The organism is Mycobacterium simiae (assembly GCF_010727605.1).
In the GTDB taxonomy this organism is placed as follows: domain Bacteria; phylum Actinomycetota; class Actinomycetes; order Mycobacteriales; family Mycobacteriaceae; genus Mycobacterium; species Mycobacterium simiae.
The window spans coordinates 5017935-5042631 of the sequence record NZ_AP022568.1 but is presented as its reverse complement, the minus strand read 5'-3'; the positions used below and the strand labels follow the sequence as shown (position 1 = coordinate 5042631).

Genomic DNA, 24697 nt, shown 5'->3' with positions numbered 1-24697 from the left:
CGCTACTGGGGACGACCTACCTCGTAAGTGCCCTTGTCGTCCTGGAACGTCACCGTTACCCGCTTCTGGGCCCCGTCGATGCTGACGCTGCAGTCGAAGGTCGCACCCTTCTGCACCGTCGGGTCGGCGCCGTTGTTGCACTTGACGTCCTTGACGTTCTTGGCGCCGTAGCCGTTGGTCTCGTCGCTAAGCACCTGCTGCACGCCGCTTTGCGCCTTGTTGATGTCCAGCTTGGTGGTGACAAAAAATCCGGGCTCCCAAAAGCCGAGCACCAACACGACCGCGATCAGGAGGAACGCGACCGCTCCGGCGATGCCGCCGATCAGCGCGACCGACCGCTTCTTCTTCGGCTGCTCATAGCCGGGATACTGCTGCGGATATTGGCCGGACTGACCATATTGGCCGGGCTGACCGTACTGCCCCGGCTGCGCGTATTGGCCGGGCTGACCGTATTGCCCTGGCTGCGCGTACTGGCCGGGCTGACCGGGTTGGCCGTACTGCCCCGGCTGCGCGTACTGCCCGGGCTGCGCATACCCCGGCTGCTGCGGGTACGGCTGCTGGTAGGCGTGCTCGGTTGGCGGCTGGTATTGCGGGTAGTCGGCGGGCGGGGTGTAGGCGGGGGCCTGCCAGGTGCCGTCCTGGGTAGGAGGTTGCTGTTGCCAGGGTGAGCCCACCTGAGTCGGTTCCTGGGAGCGATCGCCACCCTCGCCGGGCGGTTGCCACTGCTGGCCCGGATCCGATCCGTGCGGTCCGCTCATCGTTTCTCCTCAATCGCCTTGTGTACTGGCCCTGTAACGGTAGCTCGCGCCCAGCCTACCCGGCGTCAACTGCGACGACGCCGCGCCGAACATCGTTGATGGCGCGCTTTGCCGTCGCCCGCAGTTCGGCTTCGGGCGCTGCGTTGCGGACCTGATCCAACAGATCGAGCACCTGCCGGCACCACCGTACGAAATCCCCCGCCAACAACGGCGAGCCGCTGCCGGTCACGTCGGCCGCCGCCAGCGAGCCGGCCAGGTCTCCGCTGCGGGCCCAACGATAGATGGCGGTCACGAAGCCGTCGTCGGGCTCGCGGCTCGGAGTAATGCGGTGCGTCTGCTCGTCGGCTCGCAGCGCATACGACAGCTTCGCCGTCTGCAGCAGCGCCTGCCGCAGCCGGGGCGTGGGTGCCTCCGCCGCAAACGGGGCGCTGGGCCCGTCACCGCCGCGGGACTCGTAGAGCACCGCCGAAATCACCGCGGCCAGCTCCGCCGGCTTTAGTTCCGCCCACGCGCCGGTGCGCAGACATTCGGCGACCAGCAGGTCACTCTCGCTGTAGATCCGTGCCAGCAGCCGGCCGTCATCGGTGACACGCGGATCGGTCGCCGGCCCCTGGATGAACTCGCGCTCGGTCAGCAATCCGACGATCCGGTCGAAGGTGCGGGCCAGCGAGTTGGTCGCCGCCGCGACCTTCTTCTCCAGCTGTGCGTTGTCGCGCTCGATGCGCAGATACCGCTCGGCCTCCCGAACCTGAGTCTCGACACCGGGACTGTTGTGGGCGGGGTGACGGCGCAATTCGTCGCGCAACGACGCGAGCTCCGGGTCGTGAAACCCGCCGTCGGGCTCGGCGCCCCGACGGCGGGACGCAACATCCAACCCCGCGACGGCCGATCGCAGCGCCGAGGCCAGGTCGCGCCGGACCTTCGGCTGGCGGTGTTCGACCCGTTTCGGCAAGGACATCGAGGCCACCGGCGCCGCGGCCCCCGAATAGTCGGCCGACGAAATGCGGCCCGCCCATCGGTGTTCGGTGAGCACCAGCGGCCGGGGGTCGTCGCCGTCGCGGGCCGATTCCAACACCACCGCCAGGCCGCTGTGCCGGCCGTGGGTGATCGCGATGATGTCGCCGCGGCGCAGCCCGGCCAGCGCGGTGTTGGCGGCCTGCCGCCGATGCAGCCGCGACGCGCGGGACTGGGCGCGTTCCAGCTCCGTGATCCGGGCACGCATCCGGGCGTACTCCAGGATGGGCGCGTCGTCCCCGCCCAGCGCGGCGGCGATCTCGGTTTGCATCCGCTTACCCCGGTCGATGCCCTTGACCAGCCCGACGACCGAGCGGTCGGCCTGGTACTGGGCGAACGACTGCTCCAGCAGCTGGTGCGCCTGCTCCGGCCCCATGTGCTGGACCAGGTTGATCGTCATGTTGTACGACGGCGCAAACGAACTGCGCAGCGGGAACGTACGGGTGGACGCCAGCCCGGCAACCGCCGACGGTTCAGAGGTTTCCTCGGCGGGATGCCACAGCACCACCGCGTGCCCCTCGATGTCGATACCGCGACGCCCGGCCCGCCCGGTGAGCTGGGTGTACTCCCCCGGCGTCAGCGGCACGTGCGCCTCGCCGTTGAACTTGACCAGCCGCTCGAGCACCACCGTGCGGGCAGGCATGTTGATGCCTAGCGCCAGCGTCTCAGTCGCGAACACCGCCTTGACCAGGCCGGCGGTGAACAGCTCCTCGACCGTGTGCCGGAAGGCCGGCAGCATGCCGGCGTGATGGGCCGCCAACCCGCGCAGCAGCCCCTCCCGCCATTCGTAATAGCCGAGCACCGCGAGGTCCGCTTCGGCCAGGTCGCCACACCGGTGCTCGATCACCTCGGCGATCTGCGCTCGCTCCTCCTCGGAGGTCAGCCGCAACGGCGACCGCAGGCATTGCTGCACCGCGGCGTCGCAGCCGGCCCGCGAGAAGACGAACGTGATCGCGGGCAGCAACCCCTCGGAGTCCAGCGTTGCGATCACATCCGGCCGCGCGGGCGGCCGGTAGAAGCGGGGCCGGGACGGCCGTCCCGTGGCGCGGCGGCGGGGCTGCCAGTCGCCCATGCGATCGGCCTCGCGACGATGCGCGATGTGGCGCAGCAGTTCGGGATTGACTCGTGGCGCACGATCGGTAGCCGGTTTCTGGTTCTCGTAGTCGAACAGGTCCAGCAGCCGGCGGCCGACCAGGACGTGCTGCCACAGCGGGACCGGGCGGTGCTCGTCGACCACGACCGTCGTGTCGCCGCGCACGGTCTGGATCCAGCCGCCGAATTCCTCGGCGTTGCTCACCGTCGCCGACAGGCTGACCAGCCGCACCTCGTCCGGTAGGTGCAGGATGACCTCTTCCCACACCGGCCCCCGCATCCGGTCGGCGAGAAAGTGCACCTCGTCCATCACGACATGCGAAAGCCCCTGCAGCGCAGCCGAATCCGCGTAAAGCATGTTACGCAGCACTTCGGTCGTCATCACCACCACGGGCGCGTCGGCGTTGACCGACATGTCGCCGGTCAGCAGGCCGATCCGCTCCCGGCCGTAGCGGGCGGTCAGGTCGGTGTGCTTCTGGTTGCTCAGCGCCTTGAGCGGCGTGGTGTAGAAGCACTTGCCTCCGCCGGCCAGCGCGAGGTGCACGGCGAATTCGCCGACCACCGTCTTGCCCGCCCCGGTCGGCGCGCACACCAGCACGCCGTGCCCGCGCTCCAGGGCCGCGCAGGCCCGGCGCTGAAAGTCGTCGAGCGCGAACGGCAGCTCCGCGGTGAACCGGGGTAACTCGGTCAGCTCGGTCACGCCGTCGCCAGGTGCCGCTGCCATCTAGGTGACGTCGTCATGTTGCCCGGCCGCAAACGACGGCTCCGGCGCCGCCCCAGCAATCGGTTCAGAAACCGGCCCACCGATCGGTTCCGCCGGCTCGATGACGGAAGCTTCGTCGTCGGGAATCGCGGTTTGGGCCTCGCGCTTGGCTTTTCGCTTGTCGTGAATACGGGCGATCTGGATGGCCAGCTCCTGCAGCACGGACAGCGCGAAGCCCAACGCCGTCATCGAAAACGGGTCCGAGCCGGGGGTGAACACCGCGGCGAACACAAACATCGCGAAGATCAGACCCCGCCGCCACGACTTGAGCTTCTCGTAGGTCAGCACGCCCGCCATGTTGAGCATGACGATCAGCAGCGGAAATTCGAAGCTAACGCCGAACACCACCAGCAGGTTGATCAGGAAACCGAAGTAGCGGTCGCCGGACAGCGCGGTCACCTGCACGTCGCTGCCGACTGTCAGCAGGAAGCTCAGCGCCTTGGACAACACAAAGTAGGCCAGCACCGCGCCACCCAAGAACAACACCGCGGCCGGGATCACGAACCCGATCGCAAAGCGGCGTTCCCGCTGGTACAGCCCCGGGGTGATGAACGCCCACAGCTCGTAGAACCACACCGGACAGGCCAACACGATGCCGGCCGTCATGCCGACCTTGAGGCGCAACATGAACTGGTCGAACGGCGCGGTGGCTAGCAACCGGCACTGCCCGTCGGCGCTGATATCCGCCCGCGCGGACTGCGGCAGCGAGCAGTACGGATGGCGCAGCCATTCGCCGAGGCTTTCCAGACCGAACAGCGGGTGGCCGTACCAGACGAAGCCCAGAATCGTGGTGAGCAAGATCGCGCCCAGCGAGATCAGCAGTCTGGTGCGCAGCTCGGTGAGGTGGTCGACCAGCGACATTGTCGCATCGGGATTGGTCCGACTACGTCTGTTGCGCGGGTTGAGACGCTTCAGCAAGGCACCGGTACGCGCTGAAGTCTTGAATGCTTTCACGGCGTTCGATCAGTGGCGCTCGGGCACCGTCTTGGTCAGCGAGGCCGATACCCCGCTAAGCGGGACGCGCTTCGGTGTGCCCCTGCTCGGTGGTCGGCGACGGGTCGACCCGCTGCGACTGCACGGGCTGAGGGGTCGCCGCGGGCGTTTGGATCGACGGCGCTTCCGACTTGCTTTCCGTCTGCATTTCCCGCATCTCGGATTTGAAGATTCGCATCGACTTGCCCAGCGAACGGGCCGCATCCGGGAGTTTCTTGGCACCGAACAGCAAGATCACGACGACCGCGAGGATCGCCCAGTGCCACGGACTAAGACTGCCCACTTTGATTACCTCCAGACGTCCACCCGATGCTACCGCAGTGCGGGCACCTGCCGGTGTGCCCGCGCCGACGGGGATGGGCTCAGGACGGCACCGCTTGGTAGGACTGCAGCGCCGCGGTCGCCGCATCCCGAACCCGCCGCGCCAACGACTCCGGTTCCAGCACCTGCACATCAGCCCCGAACCCGAGCACCAGGCGCGTCATCCACTCCTCGGAGGCGTAGGTCATGACCGTCTCGTAGGAACCGTCGGGCAATTCGCGGACGTCGCGCATCGGGTAATACTCGAACACCCACGAAGCCGACGGCGCTACCCGCAGCTTGGCCGCCGGCAGCGCCGGGTCGCCGTCGAACAGCGACGTGTCCGGCGGCGCCTGGCGGGCCGGTTCGGGCGGCGCGGACGGTTCCCCCAATTCGGTAGCCTCGACGATGCGGTCGAACCGGAATAACCGGACGCCTTCGGCCTCGCGCGACCACGCCTCCAGGTAGCTGTGCCCGCCAATCAGCAACACCCGGATGGGATCGACGATCCGGCTGGTCAGGGTGTCGTGCGAGGCGGAGTAATAATCGATCGCCAGCGCGCGCTGGTATTGGACTGCGGTGCGCACCGTGGCCGCCGCACGATTCTCGATGGGTGCCGGCTCGTCGATGGCGGCCGCCGAGCCCGCCGAGTCGTGTTCCGCGGCGCCGGCCGCCGCCGCGATCTTGGCGATCGCGCTGCGCGCCGCCGCCGGGTCGACCACGCCGGGGATGTCCGCCAGCGCCCGCAACGCGACCAGCAGGCCGGTCGCCTCCGGCGAAGTCAGCTTCAACGGTCGGTCGATGCCGGCCGAAAACGTCACCTCGATGGTGTCGCCGGAGAACTCGAAGTCGATCAGGTCGCCGGGGTAATAGCCGGGAAGCCCGCACATCCAGAGCTGGTTGAGGTCCTCTTCGAGCTGCTTGGTGGTCACCCCTAGCTCGGCGGCGGCCTCGGCCCGGGTGATGCGCGGGTTGGCCTGGAAATACGGAACCATGTTGAGCAGCCGGACCAGTCGGGTCGACACGGGAGTCATGGCCGCCACTCCTGGTGGGCACGCAGCCGGGCCACCACGTCGTCGCGCAGCGACTGCGGCTCGAGGACGACGGCGTCGGGACCGTATCCGGCGATCTCGCGGGCCAGCCCGTCGAGCGAGCCGATCTCGATCTCGATCACCTCACCGTCGCGCCCGCCCAGCTGCCGGGCGCCGGTGGACCGCCCCGCCCGGCGCAGCGCGGTGGCGCGTCCGTCGGCGACCCAGACCAGCGCCTGGACACCGGTGGATGTCCCCGAAACCTCGCTGACCGTCTGGGCGACGATCTTGCGCAGGTCGACGCCGTCGGGAACGGTGACCGCGCCGGGCGGGCCGATCGGCTGGACTTCGGCGCCGATACGGGACAGCCGGAAGGTGCGGGTGGCGTCGCGGTCACGGTCGTGGCCGACCAGATACCAGCGGCCCTTCTCGGTGACCACGCCCCAAGGCTCGACCGTGCGCGTGGTGTACGGCTCGGTACGCGAAGGCCGGTGCGGGAACTGTACCGCCTGCCGAGAATCGATGGCGGACAATAGGATTCCGAGTACCTCCTCCGATCCGCGCAGACCCGGGATGCCCTCCGGCGAGGCGATCGCCACCTGAGTCCCGGTGTCCAACGGATCGACGTCGACACCGGCGGCGCGCAGCTTGAGCAACGCGCCCTGGGTCGCGGTGATCAGCTCGGGTGACTCCCACAGCTGGGTGGCGACGGCGACCGCGGCAGCCTCGTCGGCGGTCAGCTCGACCGGCGGCAGCGCGTACGCGTCGCGGTTGATCCGATAGCCCTCGGTGGGGTCCATCGCCGATACCCGGCCGACCTCGAGCGGGATCCCGAGGTCACGCAGTTCGTTCTTGTCCCGCTCGAACATTCGGGAAAAGGCTTCCAGACTGGGGCTTTCCGAATAGCCGGCCACGCTGGACCGGATTTTCTCCGCGGTGATGTAGCCACGAGTGGACAGCAGAGCGATGACGAGATTGACCAACCGTTCGACTTTCGAGGTCGCCATTTGCTCCAGATTAGATGGCCCGCACCCGTCGCGTGCACCGACGGGCCGTACGACTCAGCCGCCTCATCAACCACAGCCGTCTCGGTTGCGCTACATGCTGGCGATGAGCCGCTTCACCCGTTCGTCGACGGCCCGGAACGGGTCCTTGCACAGCACGGTGCGCTGCGCCTGGTCGTTGAGCTTGAGGTGCACCCAATCGACGGTGAAGTCGCGGCCAGCCGCCTGAGCGGCGCTGATGAACTCGCCACGCAGCCGCGCGCGGGTGGTCTGCGGCGGGTTGTCGACGGCCTCCGCGATGTCCTCGTCGGTGGTGACACGCGCCGCCAGCCCTTTGCGCTGCAGCAGGTCGAAGACGCCGCGGCCGCGCTTGATGTCGTGGTAGGCCAGGTCCAGCTGGGCAATTTTGGGGTCGGACAGCTCCATGTTGTAGCGGTCCTGGTAGCGCTGGAACAGCCTGCGCTTGATCACCCAGTCGATCTCGGTGTCGACCTTGGCGAAGTCCTGGCTCTCGACCGCGTCGAGCTGACGCCCCCACAGGTCCACGACCTGCTCGATCTGCGCGTTGGGTTCGCGAGTCTGCAGGTGCTCGACGGCGCGGCTGTAGTACTCGCGCTGGATGTCCAGCGCGCTGGCCTGCCGCCCGCCGGCCAGCCGGACCGGCCGGCGACCTGTGATGTCGTGGCTGACCTCCCGGATCGCGCGGATCGGGTTGTCCAGGGAAAAGTCCCGGAACGGCACGCCGGCCTCGATCATCTCCAGCACCAGCGCCGCGGTCCCGACCTTGAGCATCGTGGTGGTCTCGCACATGTTCGAGTCGCCGACGATGACGTGCAGCCGCCGGTACTTCTCGGCGTCGGCGTGCGGCTCGTCGCGGGTGTTGATAATGGGGCGGCTCCGCGTGGTGGCCGACGACACGCCTTCCCAGATGTGCTCGGCACGTTGGGAAAGGCAGAACGTCGCCGCCTTGGGTGTCTGCAGCACCTTGCCGGCCCCGCAGATCAGCTGGCGGGTGACCAGGAACGGCAGCAGCACGTCGGAGATCCGGGAGAACTCGCCGGCCCGCACGATCAGGTAGTTCTCATGGCATCCGTACGAGTTGCCCGCCGAGTCGGTGTTGTTCTTGAACAGGTAAATGTCGCCGCCGATGCCTTCGTCGGCTAGTCGCTGTTCGGCGTCGACCAGTAGGTCCTCCAGCACCCATTCCCCGGCCCGGTCGTGCGTGACCAGCTGCACCAGACTGTCGCACTCGGCGGTGGCGTACTCCGGGTGACTGCCGACGTCGAGGTAAAGGCGGGCGCCGTTACGCAGGAAGACGTTGGAGCTGCGACCCCAGGAGACAACCCGGCGAAAAAGGTAGCGGGCTACCTCGTCCGGGCTCAGCCGTCGATGGCCGTGGAATGTGCAGGTGACACCGAACTCGGTCTCGATGCCCATGATTCGTCGCTGCACACAATTGAGCGTACTTGCTGTGCCCGTGGGAAGGTGAGAAAGCCGCGCCCACGGCGCAAAACGAGCCGCGAACCGAGCCCCGAAACCAGCCCCGAAACCAGCCCCGAAACCAGCCCCGAAACCAGCTAGGAGTCGGAATTCTCCGGCTTAGGGCCGGACGAATCCGTTTCCTGCAGGAGGTTTTCCAGGGCGGAGCGCCCGATCCGCTGAAATGCGCGTCGCGGCCGGTTCGCGTCCAGGATGGCGACCTCCAGGCTGCCGACGTCCAGGGCCGGCGCGTCACCGTTGGAGGATTCCGCGGCACCGGCGCGCAACGCCTTGACCGCGACGCCCAGGGCATCGTGTAGGTCGGCGTTTTCGGCGTAGGAGTCCTTGAGCGCGGTGGCGATCGGCTCGGTGGTGCCGCCCATCACCACGAAGTGCGGTTCGTCGGCGATCGAGCCGTCGTAGGTGATCCGGTACATCTCAGGCGCTTTCGTCTCGCCGTAGTGGGCCACCTCGGCGACGCACAGCTCGACCTCGTACGGCTTGGCCTGCTCGGTGAAGATGGTCCCCAGCGTCTGCGCATAGACGTTGGCGAGTTGGCGGCCGGTGACGTCGCGGCGGTCGTAGGCGTAGCCCCGGGTGTCGGCGAACTGGATTCCGCCGCGCCGCAAATTGTCGAATTCGTTGAACCGGCCGACCGCGGCGAAGCCCACCCGGTCATAGAGTTCGCTGATCTTCTGCAGCGACCGCGACGGGTTCTCCGCGACGAACAGCACCCCGGCGGAGTAGGCCAGCGCCACGACGCTGCGGCCCCGCGCGATGCCCTTGCGCGCCAGTTCGCTGCGCTCACGCATCGCCTGTTCAGGCGAGATGAAATACGGGAAGCTCACTTTTCACCGCCATCCGGGCCGAAAGTGTCGGCACGCGAGCGGCTTTCGATAACCTGACGGGCCAATTCGGCAATCCGTCCCTCGGTCACCTCGACCGCGCCGTCGGCGCCGATGGTAACCGCCGTCGGGAAGATGCCGCGCACCAGATCCGGTCCGCCGGTGGCGGAATCGTCATCGGCGGCGTCGTAGAGCGACTCCACGGCCACCCGCAGCGCGGAATCGACATCGCTGACTTGGGCGTACAACTTTTTCATCGAGGACTTGGCGAAGATTGAACCCGACCCCACCGACTGGTAGCCCTCTTCCTCGATATTCCAGCCGCCGGCCGCGTCGAACGACACGATCCGCCCGGCGCTTTCCGCGTCGGCCGCGTGGATGTCGTAGCCCACCAGCAGCGGCAGCGCGACCAGCCCCTGCATGGCGGCCGGCAGGTTGCCGCGAACCATGATCGCCAGCCGGTTCACCTTGCCGGCGAACGTCAGCGGCACACCTTCCAGCTTCTCGTAGTGCTCGAGCTCTACGGCGTACAAGCGGGCGAATTCGACCGCGATCGCGGCCGTGCCGGCGATGCCGGTCGCGGTGTAGTCGTCGGTGATGTACACCTTCTTGACGTCGCGACCGGCGATCATGTTGCCCTGGGTGGAACGGCGGTCACCGGCGATCAAGACACCGCCGGGGTACTTCAGCGCGACGATCGTGGTGCCGTGTGGCAGATGCGCGGCCTCGCCGCCGGATTGGCCGCCGCCGCCGAGGACCGCGGGCAGCAATTCGGGTGCCTCGCGGCGCAACAGGTCGGCGAACGACGAGGTATTGACAGCGGAAAATCCGGGGAGAGCCGAGTTGGTGGACAGACGATCAGGGAACGACCAGGTCACTGTCCGCCCTTTTGGACGTACGCGCGGACGAAGTCCTCCGCGTTTTCCTCCAGGACGTCGTCAATCTCGTCGAGCAGATCGTCGGTTTCCTCGGTCAGTTTCTCGCGACGCTCCTGGCCGGCAGCCGTCGTGCCAACGACCTCATCGTCGTCGTCGCCACCACCGCCACGCTTCGTCTGCTCCTGCGCCATCGCCGCCTCCTGCTTCGTGTGGGCCCTGCTCACCGCCGGTAAACATGCCCGCTGGTCTCTCTACCCTACCGGGTCAAACCCGTCGATCTTTGCTTAACAAGCCTTAGCTGGTCAGTTGTTCCACCAGTTGAACGGCACTGTCCACCGAGTCCAGTAGCGCTCCGACGTGGGCCTTGCTGCCCCGCAGCGGCTCCAGCGTGGGAATGCGCACCAGTGAATCGCCGCCGAGATCGAAAATGACCGAGTCCCAACTGGCCGCCGCAATGTCAGCCCCAAACCGGCGCAGACATTCGCCGCGGAAGTACGCGCGGGTGTCGGTCGGCGGGTTGTCGACGGCGTCGAGTACCTGCTGTTCGGTGACAAGCCGCTGCATTGAGCCGCGCGCCACCAGTCGGTTGTACAGACCCTTGTCCAGCCGGACATCGGAATATTGCAGGTCCACGAGGTGCAGGCGGGGCGCCGACCAGCTCAAATTCTCCCGCTGCCGGAAGCCTTCGAGCAGTCGCAGCTTGGCCGGCCAGTCCAGCAGCTCCGCGCACTCCATCGGGTCGCGCTCGAGCAAGTCGAGCACGTGCGCCCAGGTCTCGACGATGTGGGACGCGCGCGGATCTGGGTCGCGGCCGTCGACCAATTTGGCCACCCGGTCCAGGTAAATCCGTTGCAGCGCAAGGCCGGTCAGTTCCCGGCCGTCGGCGAGAGCGACCGCCACCCGAAGCGACGGGTCGCGGCTGATGGCATGGACCGCGTGCACCGGCCGGGCCAACGCGAGATCGCTCAGGTCGATGCCGTGCATCGGGCCCTCTTCGATCAGATCCAGCACTAGGGCGGTGGTGCCCAGCTTGAGGTAGGTCGAGGTTTCGGCGAGGTTCGCGTCGCCGATGATGACGTGCAGCCGCCGGTACCGGTCGGCGTCGGCGTGCGGTTCGTCGCGGGTGTTGATGATGCCGCGCTTGAGCGTGGTCTCCAGCCCGACCTCGACCTCGATGTAGTCCGACCGCTGGGACAACTGAAAGCCGGGCTCGTCGCCGGAGGGTCCGATGCCGACCCGGCCGGAGCCGGTGACCACCTGACGGGACACAAAAAACGGGGTCAGCCCGGCGATGATCGCCGAAAACGGCGTCTGCCGCGACATCAGGTAGTTCTCGTGCGCCCCGTACGACGCGCCCTTGCCGTCGACGTTGTTCTTGTACAGCTGCAGCTTGGCCGCACCCGGCACACTGGCCACGTGTCGGGCCGCGGCCTCCATCACGCGTTCCCCGGCCTTGTCCCAGATCACCGCGTCCAGCGGATCGGTGCACTCGGGCGCCGAGTATTCGGGGTGCGCGTGATCGACGTAGAGTCGCGCCCCGTTGGTCAGGATCATGTTGGCCGCGCCGACCTCGTCCGCGTCGACCACCGGCGGCGGCCCGGCCGAGCGGCTCAGGTCAAAACCACGGGCATCGCGCAGCGGCGATTCCACCTCGTAGTCCCACCGGGTGCGCTTGGCACGCTGAATGCCGGCCGCTGCCGCGTAGGCCAGCACCGCTTGGGTCGATGTCAGAATCGGGTTGGCGGTCGGGTCGGACGGCGACGAAATGCCGTACTCGACCTCCGTCCCGATAATCCGTTGCATGCCACCAGCCTAGGCGGAGCGGCGATCAGTGCCCGCGCTGGGGACCGCCTTGACGTGGCCCGAAACCGCCAGCGCGTTGCCGCTGCGCCATTAGGGTGACGCGGTGTGGACGTAACTCGGCGCGCGACCCGCGCCCGCCGGAAAGCGGCTGAGCAGTGGTTCCTGGACCGTGGTTTGCCGTTGGTGCTGACCCGGCGGGGCCGCTGGCGGCGGCTGTGGCCGCGCTGTGCGCCGATGGTGGCGGCGTGGGCCGTGGTGGAGGCCTGCCTGCTGGGCGTGTATTTCGTCAGCGACGGCAACGACGTCCACATCCAGAACACGCCGACGAGTTCGCAGTGGCTAATCCTGGGCCTGCTCGCGGCGGCAATCCCGCTGGCTGCGCTGCTCGGCTGGCTGGTGTCCCGGGTTTCGAGCGGGCGCACCCGCGCGCTCGTCGCGACCGCGTCGGTGGCCTTCGCCGTCGCGTGCGGGATCATCGAATCCGGCCCGATTCAGCTGACTCGGGACGCCGTCATCCTGATCCTGGTGCTGGTGTTGACCGGCTGCGGTGTCGGCTCGGTGCTCGCGTGGGCGGTGCGGATGACCCTGGAGCATCTGTCGACCGTCGGCGCGCTGGCGGTTCGGGCCCTGCCCATCGTCTTGCTGACCGCGTTGGTCTTCTTCAACACCTATGTCTGGCTGATGGCCGCGCACATCAGCGGGCAGCGGCTGACCTTGGCGATTGTCTTCCTGCTCGCCATCGCCGGGACCTTCGTCGTGTCCAAGACGGTGGAACGCGTGCGGCCGCTACTGAAGGCGGCGGCCGCACCGCCGGAAAGCGGCGAGACCCTCAGCGGCACACCATTTGTGGCGATGCCCGATCCGCCGCCGGGCTTGCCGCTCACCCGGGCCGAAAGCCTCAACGTGGTGTTCCTGTTGGCCGTGTCGCAGCTAATCGAGATCCTGGTGGTGGCCGCCGTGGGGGCCACCATGTATCTCATCCTGGGACTGATCATCTTGACGCCGCCGCTGATCAGGGAATGGACGCACACCGACACCTTGACCTCGACGGTGTTCGGGTTCACCTTCCCGGCACCCGACTCGCTGATCCACACCTGCCTGTTCATCGGCGCGCTGACGTTCATGTACATCAGTGCCCGCGCCGTCGACGACGACGAATACCGGGGCATGTTTCTCGACCCCCTGATCGGCGATCTGCACATTGCGCTGACGGCACGCAACCGCTACCACCACTCCCATGGCAACCTCGCCCACGAGCACGACACGACCGAAAGTGCCTGAGCACATGTCCGACGTGTCTGGGAAGCGTTATGGCGAAGTACTTCTCGTCGAGGTCGGCGAATCCGGTCCGCAGGCCACCGTCTACAACAGCTTCCCGCTCAACGACTGCCCGGACAAGCTGTGGTCCACGCTCGACCCGCAGGCGATCGCCGCCGAACACGGTGTGGCTGCGGCGTTGCTCAACGGTCCGCGCTACTGGCTGATGAACGACATCGAGAAGCACGCGGAGGGCGCGCCGGAGCGGATGACGTTCGGCGGCATCGAGATGATCAAACAGGCCACCGTGGCGCTGTCATCGATGAACCCCGCGCCATACACCGTCAACGAGGTCAACCGCAACACGGTGTTCGTCTTCAACGCCGGCGAAGAGATCTACGAGCTGATCGATCCCGACGGCGGCCGCTGGGTCATGCAGACCTGGAGCCAGGTCGCCGACCCCAGGCTGTCGCGCGCCGACCTGGCCGGGCTGGCCGGGCGGCTTTGCCTGCCGCCGGGGTGGAGCTATCGGGCGCGCGTGCTCGCCGAGACGCTACGAGTGGACACCACGTCTCGACCGGCCCGCGTCATGCAGGACGATCTGACCAACAGCTACTCGTTCGAATTCCCCTGACCCGCACCGCGGCACGCGCAAAGACTTCAAGCGCGGTCCGAGGCGCGGCGCGGCTCAGAGCACTACAGGTACTGGACGAGGAGCACTACAGGTACTGGCCGAGGTTCGATTCGGTGTCGATGGCCCGCGATGCGCTCGACGACTTGCCGGTGACCAGCGTGCGGATGTAGACGATCCGCTCGCCCTTCTTGCCCGAGATCCGCGCCCAGTCGTCGGGGTTGGTGGTGTTGGGCAGATCCTCGTTCTCGGCGAACTCGTCGACGATCGAGTCGAGCAGGTGCTGGATACGCAGGCCGGGCTGACCGGTCTCCAGCACCGACTTGATCGCGTTCTTCTTCGCGCGGTCGACGACGTTCTGGATCATCGCCCCGGAGTTGAAGTCCTTGAAGTACATGACTTCCTTGTCACCATTGGCGTAGGTGACCTCCAGGAACCGGTTGTCGTCGATTTCGGCGTACATCCGCTCCACGACCTTCTCGATCATCGCCCGGATGCACGCGGCCCGGTCGCCGTCGAACTCGGCGAGGTCGTCGGCATGCACCGGCAACGACTCGACCAGGTACTTGGAGAAGATGTCCTGTGCCGCTTCGGCATCCGGCCGCTCGATCTTGATCTTCACGTCCAAACGTCCCGGCCGCAGAATCGCGGGATCGATCATGTCCTCGCGGTTGGAGGCACCGATCACGATGACGTTCTCGAGGCCCTCGACACCGTCGATCTCGCTGAGCAGCTGAGGGACCACCGTGGTCTCGACGTCGGACGAGACGCCGGTGCCGCGGGTCCGGAAGATCGAGTCCATCTCGTCGAAGAACACGATCACCGGGGTTCCCTCCGAGGCCTTCTCCCGGGCGCGCTGGAAGATCAGCCGGATGTGCCGCTCGGTCTCGCCCACGAACTTGTTCAACAGCTCGGGGCCCTTGATGTTCAGGAAGTAGCTCTTGGCCTCGCGGGCGTCGTCGCCGCGCACCTCCGCCATCTTCTTGGCCAACGAGTTGGCGACGGCCTTGGCGATCAGCGTCTTACCGCATCCGGGTGGGCCGTAGAGCAACACACCCTTGGGCGGACGCAGCGCGTACTCGCGATACAGCTCCTTGTGCAGGAACGGCAGCTCGACGGCGTCGCGGATCTGCTCGATCTGCCGGGTCAGGCCACCGATGTCCTCGTAGCTGACGTCGGGCACCTCTTCCAGCACGAGGTCCTCGACTTCGGCTTTGGGAATGCGCTCGAAGGCGTAGCCGGCCTTGGTGTCGACCAGCAGAGAATCGCCAGGCCGCAACTTGCGCGGCCTGGTGTCGTCGTTGAGTGCGTCGGGAACCCCGTCCGGTAAATCCTCCGCGACCAGTGGCTCCGCGAGCCAGACGATTCTCTCCTCGTCGGCGTGGCCGACGACCAGCGCCCGGTGGCCGTCGTTGAGTACCTCGCGCAAAGTCGAGATCTCACCGACCGACTCAAACGTCCCGGCCTCGACGACGGTGAGGGCTTCGTTGAGGCGGACGGTCTGACCCTTCCGCAGCGCCGACACGTCGATGTTCGGCGAGCAGGTCAGGCGCATCTTGCGGCCCGAGGTGAACACGTCGACGGTCTCGTCGTCGTGCGAGGAAAGCAGAACGCCGTAGCCACTCGGCGGCTGACCGAGTCGATCGACTTCCTCCCGCAGCGCCAGCAGCTGCTGCCGGGCCTCTTTAAGAGTTTCCATTAATTTCGAGTTGCGGGCGGCAAGCGAGTCGATGCGCGCCTCGAGTTGATGCACATCGCGCGCGGACCGCGTGCCGCCATACGATTCGGTGGCCTGTTCGAGTTGTTCTCGCAGTGCCGCCGCCTCGCGACGCAACTGTTCCAACTCGGCCGCATCCTCGCTGGACATGCCGGTTTCACGATTGATACCGAATGCTTCAGAACGCTCTGAGTCACCCATCTTGCGCTCCTTTCCCGCCCCGAATTGATGCGGTGGATACTCCAACGCTACCGGCCATTGGCCGTTCATGCGCGTAGTCAAATGCCGTGAAAAGTTGAGTCATTGCTCCCGCTGGTAACCTCAGCGTCGATTTGGGACCACCGAGAGGACACCCCATGACCGCAAAAGGCCTTGCCACAGGCTTCGCCGGGGTTGCGGTCATCAACACCATGTTTCCAACTGTGACTTCCATTGCACCAGTAGGCGCGCCCGCAATATCCGTCGCCCACCAAGAATCAGGCATGGCCGAATAGCGCGGCCGACCCGAGTCGATGCCTCGACACCTGTCGTTAACCCTGAGCACCGCCGCCGCCGCGGCGGTTATCGGACTGGCGGCCTGCTCGCATAGCCAACCGAAGGTGCTGCCGTCGAGTAACCCCGCGACGGCGCCGGCCACGTCCACTCCGCTGATCGTCACCGCTCCTCCGACCGCTCCCCTGCCGGTGCCCGAGGCACTGGTAGGGGTGTTGAACCGCCTTGTCGATCCCAGTATTCCCGCCGACAACAAGGTGAGCCTCATTGAGGGCGCGACCCCGGAGACCCCGGCCACGCTGGACAAATTCATCAGCGCGCTGCGAGACAACGGATATCTGCCAATGTCGTTCGTGGCGAACAACATTGCGTGGTCGGACAAGAACCCCGCCAACGTCGTCGCCACCGTCACCGTGAACACCGCCAAGGGAAACAACGGCGCGTTCACTTTCCCGATGGAGTTCGCTCCCTTCGAAGGTGGCTGGCAGCTGTCCCGGCACACCGCGGAAATGCTGCTGGCGCTGAGCAACTCGCAGGCCCCCGCACCGTCACCGGGCCCGACGGTGCCGCTACCCCCGCCCCCCGAACCCGTGCAGCCGCCGCCCCCGTCAGGCACGCCGGCGCCACCCAGCTGATGTGGATCGCCTGGCTTGAATTCGATGTGCTGCTGGGCCCGGAGCTTGGGGTGCGATCGCTCAAGCAGAAGCGGTCGACCATCCGGCCGGTCATCGCCGAGTTGCGCCGCAGATTCAACGTCGCGGCCGCCGAGACGGGCTCGCAGGATCTGCATCGGCGCGCGGGCATCGGCGTGGCGGTGGTGTCCGGCGACCGTGCCCACGCGGTCGAGGTGCTCGACGCAGCCGAACGATTGGTGGCCGCCCACCCGGAATTCGAACTGCTGTCGACGCGGCGCTGGATGCTGCGCAGCGAGGATTACCACTAGCCGTCGCGACTAGCCGTCGCGGCCCGGGCGCTTGCGGCCCAACGGCACCGGAGCCACCGTGCCCGGCGCCAACCGCCGCGAGGCCACCAGGAACGCGGTGTGCCCGCGCATCGAATGCTGGGGCCGCACAGCCAAGTCCACCACGTGCCAACCGCGCTGAATCGTCTCCCACGACCGCGGTTCGGTCCAGCACTGCTGGGCCCGCAGCGCCTCCACCACCTTCGACAGCTGCGTGACGGTGGCCACGTAGATCACCAGCACGCCGCCGGCGACCACCAGGCGCGAGACCGCGTCCAGCACCTCCCACGGGGACAGCATGTCCAGCACGGCGCGGTCGAAGGAGCCGTCGGCCAGCTCGGAATTCGCGAGATCGCTGACCAGCAGCTCCCAGTTGGCCGGTGCCTCGCCGAAGAAAACGTTGACGTTGCGTCGGGCGTGCTCGGCGTGGTCGGCCCGCACTTCGTAGGAGACGACCCGCCCTCGGGGCCCCACCGCGCGCAGCAACGAACAGGTCAGCGCACCCGATCCGGCGCCGGCCTCCAGCACGCGGGCACCCGGAAAGATGTCGCCCTCGTGGACGATCTGGGCGGCGTCCTTGGGGTAGATGACCTGCGGGCCGCGCGGCATCGACATGATGTAGTCGACCAGCAGCGGGCGTAGCACCAGATAGGGAGTGCCGTTGCTCGACTTGACCACGCTGCCCTGCTCCAGGCCGATGATGTCGTTGTGCGGGATCGCGCCGCGGTGGGTGTGAAACTCGGCGCCTGCCGTGAGTTCCATCGTGTAGTGCCGGCCTTTGGCGTCGGTGAGCTGGACACGCTCGCCGACGATGAAGGGACCGGTGTTAACCACGCCGTTCAGCGTGCCAGCCGACGCGCCGTCAGCGCTGCGCGGGGTTGTCGGCACCGCGTCTTAGGCTGCGAACATGACCGACCAGCCGCAAGACCCGGCCCGGGCGGCTTCGCGACCACCTTCGCGACCAGCACTGTCACCGTCGCGTGCGGCGGACTTCAAGCAGTGCCCGCTGCTGTACCGGTTCCGGGCGATCGACCGGCTGCCCGAGCCGCCGTCGACGGCCCAGATCCGCGGATCGGTGGTGCACGCCGCGCTGGAGCAACTGTATGGTCTGCCGGCCGCATCGCGCGGGCCACAGACGGCGATATCCCTGGTGGAGGCCGCCTGGGAGCAGGTGCTCGCCGCCGAGCCCGACCGGATCGGCGAGCTGGACTCCCTGCAGCGGACCCAGGTGCTCGAGGAAGCCCGGGCACTGCTGTCCGGCTATTACCGGCTGGAAGACCCGACCCGATTCGACCCGCAGTGTTGCGAGCAACGGGTGGAGGTGGAACTCGCCGACGGCACCCTGCTGCGTGGGTTCATCGACCGGATCGACCTCGCCGCCACCGGGGAGCTGCGGGTGGTCGACTACAAGACCGGCAAGGCGCCCCCCGAAGCGCGGGCATTGGCCGAATTCAAGGCGATGTTCCAGATGAAGTTCTACGCCGTGGCGCTGCTGCGTACCCGCGGCGTGCCCCCCACCCGATTGCGGCTCATCTACCTCGCCGACGGTCAGGTGCTCGACTACTCCCCCGACCTCGACGAGCTGCTGCGCTTCGAGAAGACGCTGATGGCGATCTGGCGCGCCATCCAATCTGCCGGCGCCACAGGTGATTTCCGGCCCAGCCAGTCGCGGCTGTGCGACTGGTGCCCGCACCACGAGTACTGTCCGGTGTTCGGCGGAACCCCGCCGCCCTACCCTGGCTGGCCGGAACCTGTGCGCGCGGAAGAAGTTTCGCGGCCGACCGAACCTGCGGCCTGACTGGCTACACGAGCGGCGACATCTCCTGCAGGACAGTGGGGATGAGCTCGCTGACGGTGGGATGAATATGCATCGTGCGCGACAGCGTGGTGTAGGGCGCCTTGGCCGACATCACGTCGAGGATGCAGTGAATGGCCTCGTCGCCGCCCACTCCGAACACGGTGGCACCCAGGATCTGGTCGGTGTCGGCGTCGACGACGACTTGCATGAAGCCCCGCGTCTCACCCTTTTCCACGGCCCGACCCACCCGGGTCATCGGCCGCTTGCCCACCAGCGCCTTGCGGCCCGACTTGCGAACCTCGTCGACCGTCATCCCGGCGCGCCCCAGCGGTGGATCGATGTAGAGGGCGTAGGTGGTGATGCGATCGCTCACCCGACGTGGGTCGTCGTCGAGCAGGTTTGCGGCCACGATCTCGAAGTCGTTGTACGAGGTGTGGGTGAATGCGCCCTTGCCGTTGCAATCGCCCATCGCCCAAATGTGATCGACGCTGGTCTTGAGTTGATCGTCGACGACGATGTAACCGCGGGCGTCGGTCTGCACCCCGGCGGCCTCCAGGCCCAGGTCGTCGGTGTTGGGCCGGCGACCGACCGCGAGCAGTAGCCGGCTGCCCCGGATGGGCTCGGCACCGGCGCGAGGCGTGAGCTCGAACCCGTTCTCGCAGTTAGCTATTCGTATGTCGTCGGCGCCGAGGAGGATCTTGATACCCTCGGCTTCCAGGATCTCCTTGATGACAGCCGAGACGTCCTCGTCTTCCCGGGCGGCCAGCCGGGGACCACGCTCCACGACGGTGACCTGCGCCCCGAACCGCTGGAACATCTGGGCAAACTCCAGCGCGATGTAACTGCCGCCGACGATAACCAGATGCCTTGGCAGCGTGTCGAGTTCGAGGATCGAGACATTGGTGAGGAAGTCGACCTCGGTTAGGCCGGGGATGTCGGGCACGATCGCGCGGCCGCCGACATTCAAGAAGATCCGGTCGGCGCCCAGCTCCTGATCGTCGACTCGCACGGTATGCGGATCGACGAATCGGGCGTGGCCGCGAAAAACGGTGCAACCGTCCATGCCCTCCAGCCAGGACTCGACGCCCTCACGGTCGGCGAGCACGATGCCGTCCTTGCGCGACTTGACTTTGGCCATGCTGACGCTGATCGATCCGGTCCCGACGCCGTACTCGGTGCCTCGCCGGGCCAGGTGGGCGGCGTGCGCACTGGCCACCATTGTCTTGGTGGGGATGCATCCGGAGTTGACACAGGTGCCGCCGATCAGCTTGCGTTCGATGATCGCGACCCGTTGGCCTGCCGCCGTCAGTCGTCCGGCCAACGGTGGGCCGGCCTGGCCGGCGCCGACGATGATCGCGTCGAAATGCTCTGTCACTTAACGGCTGTCAGCAAGTAGTCGGTCAGCACATGACCGGTCACCGCGACGATAGCCAACCCGCCCAGGATTGCCACGGCATCCTCGAGCAATGCGATCGGCAGGTCCCGCCCGCCGCTGACCGCGACCAGCCGCTTGCGGGCCTGATAGCCGCCCAGGGTGCCGAGCACCGCGCCGACGACACCGGCGCCCAGCGCGCTGAACGTCCAGTGCGGCCACGCCCCCAGCGCCGCGCCGGCCAAACCACCCATGACGATCCGGGCCCCGAACCCGGGCGGAGAGGTGCGCGCCGGCGTCTTCGGAAGCTTGTCGGTAATCAGTTCGACGGCGGCCAGGATCGTCAGGATCACCACCGTGATCGTGTTGCCGATCCAGGAGGCCCAGGTGTGGCCGAGGTCGATCCAGCCGAGAACGGCGGGAGCGGCGCCCCAGGCGACCACGGCCGGAGCCGTCAGCGAGCGTAAACCGGCGACGACACCGATCAGTAGAGCAAGCAACAGAACGAGTACGTGCGTCACAGCGATCCCTCCTCGGGATTAGCGTCCCCACCCCAAGCCGGACGCTAACACAGCCACCCTGGTGGCGGGGCGATCAAAACCGACAGAACCGGATGTCGGAGGCCAGAATCGCTTTGGCGCCGATCGCCGCGAGTTCGTCCATGATTTCGTTGACCCCCCGGCGCGGCACCAGCGCGCGAATCGCGACCCAGTCCGGGTCGGCAAGCGGAGCAATGGTCGGCGATTCCAGTCCGGGGGTGATCGAGGTGGCCTGGTCCAGGACCGCGCGCGGGCAGTCATAGTCCAACATCAGATACTGCTGGCCGAACACCACACCCTGTACCCGGCCCACCAATTGCTCACGCGCGGCACTGGATTGCCCACTCGGATCGGCTCGCTCGATGAGTACCGCCTCCGAATCGCACAACGGCTCACCGAAAGCCACCAGATTGTGCAGACTCAGCGTGCGGCCCGACCCCACCACGTCGGCGATGGCATCGGCGACCCCGAGTTGCACGGAGATCTCAACCGCGCCGTCCAGCCTGATGACGGTCGCTTCGATCCCCTTGGCGGCCAAGTCTTTTCGAACCAGGTTTGGGTAAGCGGTGGCCACTCGCTTGCCAGCCAGGTCGGCCACCGTCCAGTCCCGTCCGGCCGGACCCGCGTAGCGGAACCTCGACGAGCCGAAGCCCAGCGCCAACCGCTCGCGCACCGAAGCGTCGGAATCCAGCGCCAGATCACGCCCGGTGATACCGAAGTCGAGTTCCCCCGAACCGACGTAGATGGCGATGTCCTTGGGCCGGAGGAAGAAGAATTCGACGTTGTTGACCGGGTCGATGACGGTCAAGTCCTTGGGATCGGTGCGTCGGCGGTAGCCTGCCTCGGACAGGATTTCGGTGGCCGGCTCACTCAGCGCCCCCTTGTTAGGCACCGCGACTCGCAGCATGTTCACAGTTTCCGATAGACGTCGTCGAGGGACAGCCCGCGGGAAATCATCAACACCTGCGTCCAATACAGCAGCTGACTGATTTCCTCGGCCAGCGCCTCGTCGGGCTCGTGCTCCGCGGCCAGCCACACCTCGCCGGCCTCCTCCAGGATCTTCTTGCCCAACGTATGTACGCCGGCGTCCAGCGCGGCCACCGTGGCACTGCCGGCGGGCCGGGTGCGGGCGCGTTCGCCGAGTTCGGCGAACAGATCCTCGAATGTCTTCACGGCCAGCGATTGTTTCACGGGCCAGCGAGCAAAGTCACCTCGGTTTCGCCCGGCGGCGAGCTACTGATCGAAGCCGCCGAGTGTCAATCGCAGCGCGTCTTCCAGCTGGACGTGGAACGGCGAAATCATGCCCGCGTTCGGGGTGAGCCACAGATCCAGCACGAATTTGACTGTGGCCAAACTACTGTGGACCAACAGGGCAGGCCGGATGTCGGCCCCCGCATCCGCGGCGGCCGCGATCCCCATGCGGGCCGCCACCAGCTCGACCAATTTCCGGTGATCGCTTTCGCTTACCAACATCGATTTGCTCAGCAGGTGGGGCGCACTGGCCACCGCGCGTTGCCAGGTGATCAGGTTATCGAGGTCGTCGACGTCCCGGGCATAGGCGACAAACAGCTGAATGAGCGCCTCGACCGCTGATTCCTCCGCAGGCCGGGAGCTGTAGGAGTCGACGATCTCGCTGACTGCCTGCCGAATGGGATCGATCAGCAGACCCTCTTTAGTCGGAGCATGCCGGAAATACGTGCTGATGGAGATACCCAACGCCGCGGCGATGTCCTCCGTCGTCACGGCGTCGAATCCCCGCTCGGCGAAGAGCTGGTATGCCGTCTGCTGGATCTGCGTGAGCAGCTCGGCCCGGCGTCGGTCCCGAAGCGATCCAGTGTTTGCTGAGGACATGTCATCACCTTCGTCGATCCGACATTCCAACGCAACGCACCGCCCGAGTGACGGTGTTGAGATGAGTGACTCTACACTATTGAAAGTGCCTATCATTTAGTCTACTGTGATGTGGCACACACCGAGAACTGCAGTTCACGGAGCCTGGTGGCACTACCTTAAGCAGGATGCGGTCAGGGCATCTGGGTCGGCATTCGGATATCTCCGTCCTGCACTGGTGTACTTGTTGGTGGGGGGAGCGCCAATGAATGCAGTGGCTGGTGCGCGGTGACTGGCAGCTCTAGTTTGCTGAGCAGACTAGCGGCCGCGCCTCGATGACGAGTCGGCAAGACGGCGTCATCGCCATCCAGAAGTGGTCGGTCGGATACGTCAGGCGGCATCCGATCGCCTCGTTGACGACGGTCGGCGAACAGTTCGTCCTCGGTGTGCGCACCATTCAGTACTTTTTTGTCGACCTGGTGACCGGCCGATTCCAATGGCAGGAATTTGTTCGCCAGGGGGCGTTCATGGCGGGCACCGCGGTGTTGCCGACGATTCTGGTGTCCCTGCCGATCAGCGTCACCCTGTCCATCCAATTCGCCCTGCTCGCCGGACAGGTGGGCGCCACCTCGCTGGCCGGAGCCGCCAGCGGACTCGCGGTCATCCGGCAAGGCGCCTCATTGGTCGCCGCCGTCCTGATGGCCTCCGCCGTCGGGTCGGCGATCACCGCCGATCTCGGCTCGCGCACCATGCGTGAGGAAACCGATGCGATGGAGGTGATGGGCGTCTCGGTGATCCGGCGTCTGGTGGTGCCGCGCTTTGCCGCGGCCATCATGATCGGCGTCGCGCTCACCGGGGTGGTGTGCTTCGTCGGATTCTTCGCGAGCTATATGTTCAACGTCTACTTCCAAAACGGCGCACCCGGCAGCTTCGTCTCGACGTTCGCCTCGTTCGCCACGACCGACGACATGGTCTTGGCGTTGGTGAAGGCGGTGATCTTCGGCGCCATCGTGGCGGTGGTGTCGGCGCAGAAGGGCTTGGCCACTGTCGGCGGCCCGACAGGAGTCGCGAATTCGGTGAATGCCGCTGTTGTCGAAGCGATTCTGCTGCTCATGATCGTCAACGTCGCGATCAGCCAGCTTTACATCATGCTGTCGCCAAGGACGGGGCTATGATGTGACGGTCGCCGTCTATCGACCATTCGCCCCGCTGACCGTTCCGATTGTCGCGCTGTGTCAGCGGGCCGCGGTACCGGTCATCCGCCTCGGTCACCTGTTGGTCTTTTTCATCCGCGCGCTGGCCGGTGTGCCGCTCGCGTTGCGGCAGTACCGCGGTGAGTTCCTGCGCCTGCTATCGAATATCACCTGGGGCAACGGCTCGATCGTGGTGGGCGGCGGGACGGCCGGTGTCGCCGTCGTCCTCGGCATGACGGTCGGCGCGCTGGTCGGTATCGAGGGTTACAACTTCCTGGATCTGTTGGGGCTGGGCCCCGCCACCGGTTTCGTCTCCTCGTTGGTCAACACTCGGGAGTTGGCACCGCTGATGGCCTCGCTGGCCTTCGCCATGCAGGGCGGCTGCCGCTTCACCGCCCAGCTGGGGTCGATGCGGATCGCCGAGGAAATCGACGCCCTGGAATCGATCGCCATCCGCCCAATTCCTTATTTGGTGACGACGCGGCTGGTCGCGTCGGTGGCGGCCATCGTCCCGCTGTACGTGGCGTGCCTGGCTATCGGATATCTGACCACTCAGATCGTGGTGGGCATCAGCAGCGGCGGTTCGACGGGTTCTTACCTGCACTACTTCACGCTGATGCTGGCCGGCCAGGACATCCTTTACTCGTTGATCAAGGCCGTCATCTTCGTGTGGATCGCGTCGACAATCCAGTGCTACTACGGCTATTACGCGACGGGCGGACCGGAGGGGGTCGGCGTCGCCGCGGGGCACGGCATGCGGGCCAGCATCACCATCGTGATCATCGTGAACATGTTGCTCACCATGGCCTTGTGGGGCGTGGACTCCGGCGCAAGGTTCGGTGGTTGAGTTGACGCGGCAGCCGAATCTGCTCGAGGTGGACGGGCGGGGGCCCTCGAACCGGCAACTGCTCGCCATCGGAGTGGCGGTGCTGGTGGTCGCGTCCCTG

The 24697-nt window shown here is 66.6% G+C and carries 25 protein-coding genes; 7 read left to right on the top strand and 18 right to left on the bottom strand.

Annotation, left to right across the window (positions count from 1 at the left end):
* Positions 1–2: 2 nt before the first annotated feature.
* From G6N33_RS23540 to dop, 11 genes are all read right to left on the bottom strand, one after another.
* Positions 3–758, bottom strand: coding sequence for a DUF4333 domain-containing protein (locus tag G6N33_RS23540; protein WP_044506401.1), 756 nt, complete (start codon positions 756–758; stop codon positions 3–5).
* 55 nt (positions 759–813) lie between these two features.
* On the bottom strand, positions 814–3564 hold the full coding sequence (locus tag G6N33_RS23535; RefSeq protein WP_044511921.1) for a DEAD/DEAH box helicase: 2751 nt from the start codon (positions 3562–3564) through the stop codon (positions 814–816).
* A gap of 24 nt (positions 3565–3588) precedes the next feature.
* The gene (gene tatC / locus G6N33_RS23530; protein ID WP_101528507.1) at positions 3589–4581 is read right to left on the bottom strand and encodes a twin-arginine translocase subunit TatC; all 993 of its coding nucleotides are present in this window, start codon (positions 4579–4581) and stop codon (positions 3589–3591) included.
* A gap of 55 nt (positions 4582–4636) precedes the next feature.
* Complete coding sequence (gene tatA, locus G6N33_RS23525; RefSeq protein ID WP_044506404.1) at positions 4637–4903, bottom strand: Sec-independent protein translocase subunit TatA; 267 nt, start codon at positions 4901–4903, stop codon at positions 4637–4639.
* 79 nt (positions 4904–4982) lie between these two features.
* Positions 4983–5954 carry a helix-turn-helix transcriptional regulator gene (locus tag G6N33_RS23520; protein ID WP_101528514.1) on the bottom strand — a complete coding sequence of 324 codons (972 nt, stop codon included), beginning with the start codon at positions 5952–5954 and terminating at the stop codon, positions 4983–4985.
* Positions 5951–6958: a helix-turn-helix transcriptional regulator gene (locus tag G6N33_RS23515; RefSeq protein ID WP_044506408.1), complete on the bottom strand. Its 1008-nt coding sequence runs from the start codon at positions 6956–6958 to the stop codon at positions 5951–5953. The genes G6N33_RS23520 and G6N33_RS23515 overlap by 4 nt, the downstream gene beginning before the upstream one ends.
* A 90-nt stretch (positions 6959–7048) precedes the next feature.
* Positions 7049–8407, bottom strand: a complete 1359-nt coding sequence (gene pafA / locus G6N33_RS23510) for a Pup--protein ligase (protein WP_101528506.1) — start codon at positions 8405–8407, stop codon at positions 7049–7051.
* A gap of 125 nt (positions 8408–8532) precedes the next feature.
* Positions 8533–9282 carry a proteasome subunit alpha gene (gene prcA, locus G6N33_RS23505; RefSeq protein ID WP_044506412.1) on the bottom strand — a complete coding sequence of 250 codons (750 nt, stop codon included), beginning with the start codon at positions 9280–9282 and terminating at the stop codon, positions 8533–8535.
* Entirely contained in the window at positions 9279–10157 is an 879-nt protein-coding gene (prcB, locus tag G6N33_RS23500; RefSeq protein WP_044506415.1) for a proteasome subunit beta, read from the bottom strand. Before prcB ends, prcA begins: the two co-directional genes overlap by 4 nt.
* The gene (locus G6N33_RS23495; RefSeq protein WP_044511923.1) at positions 10154–10348 is read right to left on the bottom strand and encodes a ubiquitin-like protein Pup; all 195 of its coding nucleotides are present in this window, start codon (positions 10346–10348) and stop codon (positions 10154–10156) included. Before G6N33_RS23495 ends, prcB begins: the two co-directional genes overlap by 4 nt.
* Before the next feature lie 103 nt (positions 10349–10451).
* Positions 10452–11960 carry a pup deamidase/depupylase gene (gene dop, locus G6N33_RS23490; RefSeq protein WP_044506417.1) on the bottom strand — a complete coding sequence of 503 codons (1509 nt, stop codon included), beginning with the start codon at positions 11958–11960 and terminating at the stop codon, positions 10452–10454.
* A 105-nt stretch (positions 11961–12065) separates the two neighbouring features.
* Between dop and G6N33_RS23485 the strand changes: the two genes are divergently transcribed.
* On the top strand, positions 12066–13241 hold the full coding sequence (locus G6N33_RS23485; RefSeq protein ID WP_044506419.1) for a hypothetical protein: 1176 nt from the start codon (positions 12066–12068) through the stop codon (positions 13239–13241).
* 4 nt (positions 13242–13245) lie between these two features.
* Positions 13246–13851, top strand: a complete 606-nt coding sequence (locus G6N33_RS23480; RefSeq protein ID WP_044506421.1) for a hypothetical protein — start codon at positions 13246–13248, stop codon at positions 13849–13851.
* Positions 13852–13936: 85 nt separating this feature from the next.
* Here G6N33_RS23480 and arc read toward each other — a convergent pair whose 3' ends face one another.
* Entirely contained in the window at positions 13937–15766 is a 1830-nt protein-coding gene (gene arc / locus G6N33_RS23475; RefSeq protein WP_044511925.1) for a proteasome ATPase, read from the bottom strand.
* Positions 15767–16077: 311 nt separating this feature from the next.
* Here arc and G6N33_RS23470 point away from each other — a divergent pair, with 311 nt between their 5' ends.
* Both G6N33_RS23470 and G6N33_RS23465 read left to right on the top strand, forming a co-directional pair.
* Positions 16078–16692 carry a hypothetical protein gene (locus tag G6N33_RS23470; RefSeq protein ID WP_197912992.1) on the top strand — a complete coding sequence of 205 codons (615 nt, stop codon included), beginning with the start codon at positions 16078–16080 and terminating at the stop codon, positions 16690–16692.
* Positions 16692–17000: a DUF503 domain-containing protein gene (locus G6N33_RS23465; RefSeq protein WP_044506422.1), complete on the top strand. Its 309-nt coding sequence runs from the start codon at positions 16692–16694 to the stop codon at positions 16998–17000. Before G6N33_RS23470 ends, G6N33_RS23465 begins: the two co-directional genes overlap by 1 nt.
* 9 nt (positions 17001–17009) lie before the next feature.
* Here the strand turns inward: G6N33_RS23465 and trmI are convergent, their stop codons facing one another.
* Positions 17010–17852 carry a tRNA (adenine(58)-N(1))-methyltransferase TrmI gene (trmI, locus tag G6N33_RS23460; protein WP_044511927.1) on the bottom strand — a complete coding sequence of 281 codons (843 nt, stop codon included), beginning with the start codon at positions 17850–17852 and terminating at the stop codon, positions 17010–17012.
* A 73-nt stretch (positions 17853–17925) separates the two neighbouring features.
* On the opposite strand from trmI, the gene G6N33_RS23455 reads away from it, so the two are divergent.
* Positions 17926–18816, top strand: coding sequence for a RecB family exonuclease (locus G6N33_RS23455; protein ID WP_044506423.1), 891 nt, complete (start codon positions 17926–17928; stop codon positions 18814–18816).
* Between the two features lie 4 nt (positions 18817–18820).
* Here the strand turns inward: G6N33_RS23455 and G6N33_RS23450 are convergent, their stop codons facing one another.
* The 5 genes from G6N33_RS23450 to G6N33_RS23430 all read right to left on the bottom strand — a co-directional run bounded on the left by G6N33_RS23450 (position 18821) and on the right by G6N33_RS23430 (position 22578).
* On the bottom strand, positions 18821–20191 hold the full coding sequence (locus G6N33_RS23450) for an FAD-containing oxidoreductase (RefSeq protein WP_044506425.1): 1371 nt from the start codon (positions 20189–20191) through the stop codon (positions 18821–18823).
* Positions 20188–20709, bottom strand: coding sequence for a membrane protein (locus tag G6N33_RS23445; RefSeq protein WP_044506426.1), 522 nt, complete (start codon positions 20707–20709; stop codon positions 20188–20190). The genes G6N33_RS23450 and G6N33_RS23445 overlap by 4 nt, the downstream gene beginning before the upstream one ends.
* Before the next feature lie 73 nt (positions 20710–20782).
* A complete protein-coding gene (gene hisG / locus G6N33_RS23440) occupies positions 20783–21634 on the bottom strand; it encodes an ATP phosphoribosyltransferase (RefSeq protein WP_044506427.1) in 852 nt (283 codons plus the stop codon).
* 2 nt (positions 21635–21636) lie between these two features.
* Entirely contained in the window at positions 21637–21918 is a 282-nt protein-coding gene (locus G6N33_RS23435) for a phosphoribosyl-ATP diphosphatase (protein ID WP_036359555.1), read from the bottom strand.
* Between the two features lie 42 nt (positions 21919–21960).
* Positions 21961–22578 carry a TetR/AcrR family transcriptional regulator gene (locus G6N33_RS23430; RefSeq protein ID WP_044506429.1) on the bottom strand — a complete coding sequence of 206 codons (618 nt, stop codon included), beginning with the start codon at positions 22576–22578 and terminating at the stop codon, positions 21961–21963.
* 314 nt (positions 22579–22892) lie between these two features.
* Here G6N33_RS23430 and G6N33_RS23425 point away from each other — a divergent pair, with 314 nt between their 5' ends.
* The gene (locus tag G6N33_RS23425) at positions 22893–23732 is read left to right on the top strand and encodes an MlaE family ABC transporter permease (RefSeq protein WP_044506430.1); all 840 of its coding nucleotides are present in this window, start codon (positions 22893–22895) and stop codon (positions 23730–23732) included.
* Between the two features lies 1 nt (position 23733).
* Positions 23734–24597, top strand: a complete 864-nt coding sequence (locus G6N33_RS23420) for an ABC transporter permease (RefSeq protein WP_044506432.1) — start codon at positions 23734–23736, stop codon at positions 24595–24597.
* The last annotated feature ends 100 nt before the right edge of the window (positions 24598–24697 follow it).

Excerpts from the sequence above, each read along its gene's own strand:
- G6N33_RS23540 (WP_044506401.1), bottom strand. The coding sequence starts at position 758 with ATGAGCGGACCGCACGGATCGGATCCGGGCCAGCAGTGGCAACCGCCC.
- G6N33_RS23520 (WP_101528514.1), bottom strand. The coding sequence starts at position 5,954 with ATGACTCCCGTGTCGACCCGACTGGTCCGGCTGCTCAACATGGTTCCG.
- G6N33_RS23515 (WP_044506408.1), bottom strand. The coding sequence starts at position 6,958 with ATGGCGACCTCGAAAGTCGAACGGTTGGTCAATCTCGTCATCGCTCTG.
- G6N33_RS23495 (WP_044511923.1), bottom strand. The coding sequence starts at position 10,348 with ATGGCGCAGGAGCAGACGAAGCGTGGCGGTGGTGGCGACGACGACGAT.
- dop (WP_044506417.1), bottom strand. The coding sequence starts at position 11,960 with ATGCAACGGATTATCGGGACGGAGGTCGAGTACGGCATTTCGTCGCCG.
- G6N33_RS23480 (WP_044506421.1), top strand. The coding sequence starts at position 13,246 with ATGTCCGACGTGTCTGGGAAGCGTTATGGCGAAGTACTTCTCGTCGAG.
- arc (WP_044511925.1), bottom strand. The coding sequence starts at position 15,766 with ATGGGTGACTCAGAGCGTTCTGAAGCATTCGGTATCAATCGTGAAACC.
- G6N33_RS23470 (WP_197912992.1), top strand. The coding sequence starts at position 16,078 with ATGCCTCGACACCTGTCGTTAACCCTGAGCACCGCCGCCGCCGCGGCG.
- G6N33_RS23465 (WP_044506422.1), top strand. The coding sequence starts at position 16,692 with ATGTGGATCGCCTGGCTTGAATTCGATGTGCTGCTGGGCCCGGAGCTT.
- G6N33_RS23455 (WP_044506423.1), top strand. The coding sequence starts at position 17,926 with ATGACCGACCAGCCGCAAGACCCGGCCCGGGCGGCTTCGCGACCACCT.
- hisG (WP_044506427.1), bottom strand. The coding sequence starts at position 21,634 with ATGCTGCGAGTCGCGGTGCCTAACAAGGGGGCGCTGAGTGAGCCGGCC.
- G6N33_RS23430 (WP_044506429.1), bottom strand. The coding sequence starts at position 22,578 with ATGTCCTCAGCAAACACTGGATCGCTTCGGGACCGACGCCGGGCCGAG.
- G6N33_RS23425 (WP_044506430.1), top strand. The coding sequence starts at position 22,893 with ATGACGAGTCGGCAAGACGGCGTCATCGCCATCCAGAAGTGGTCGGTC.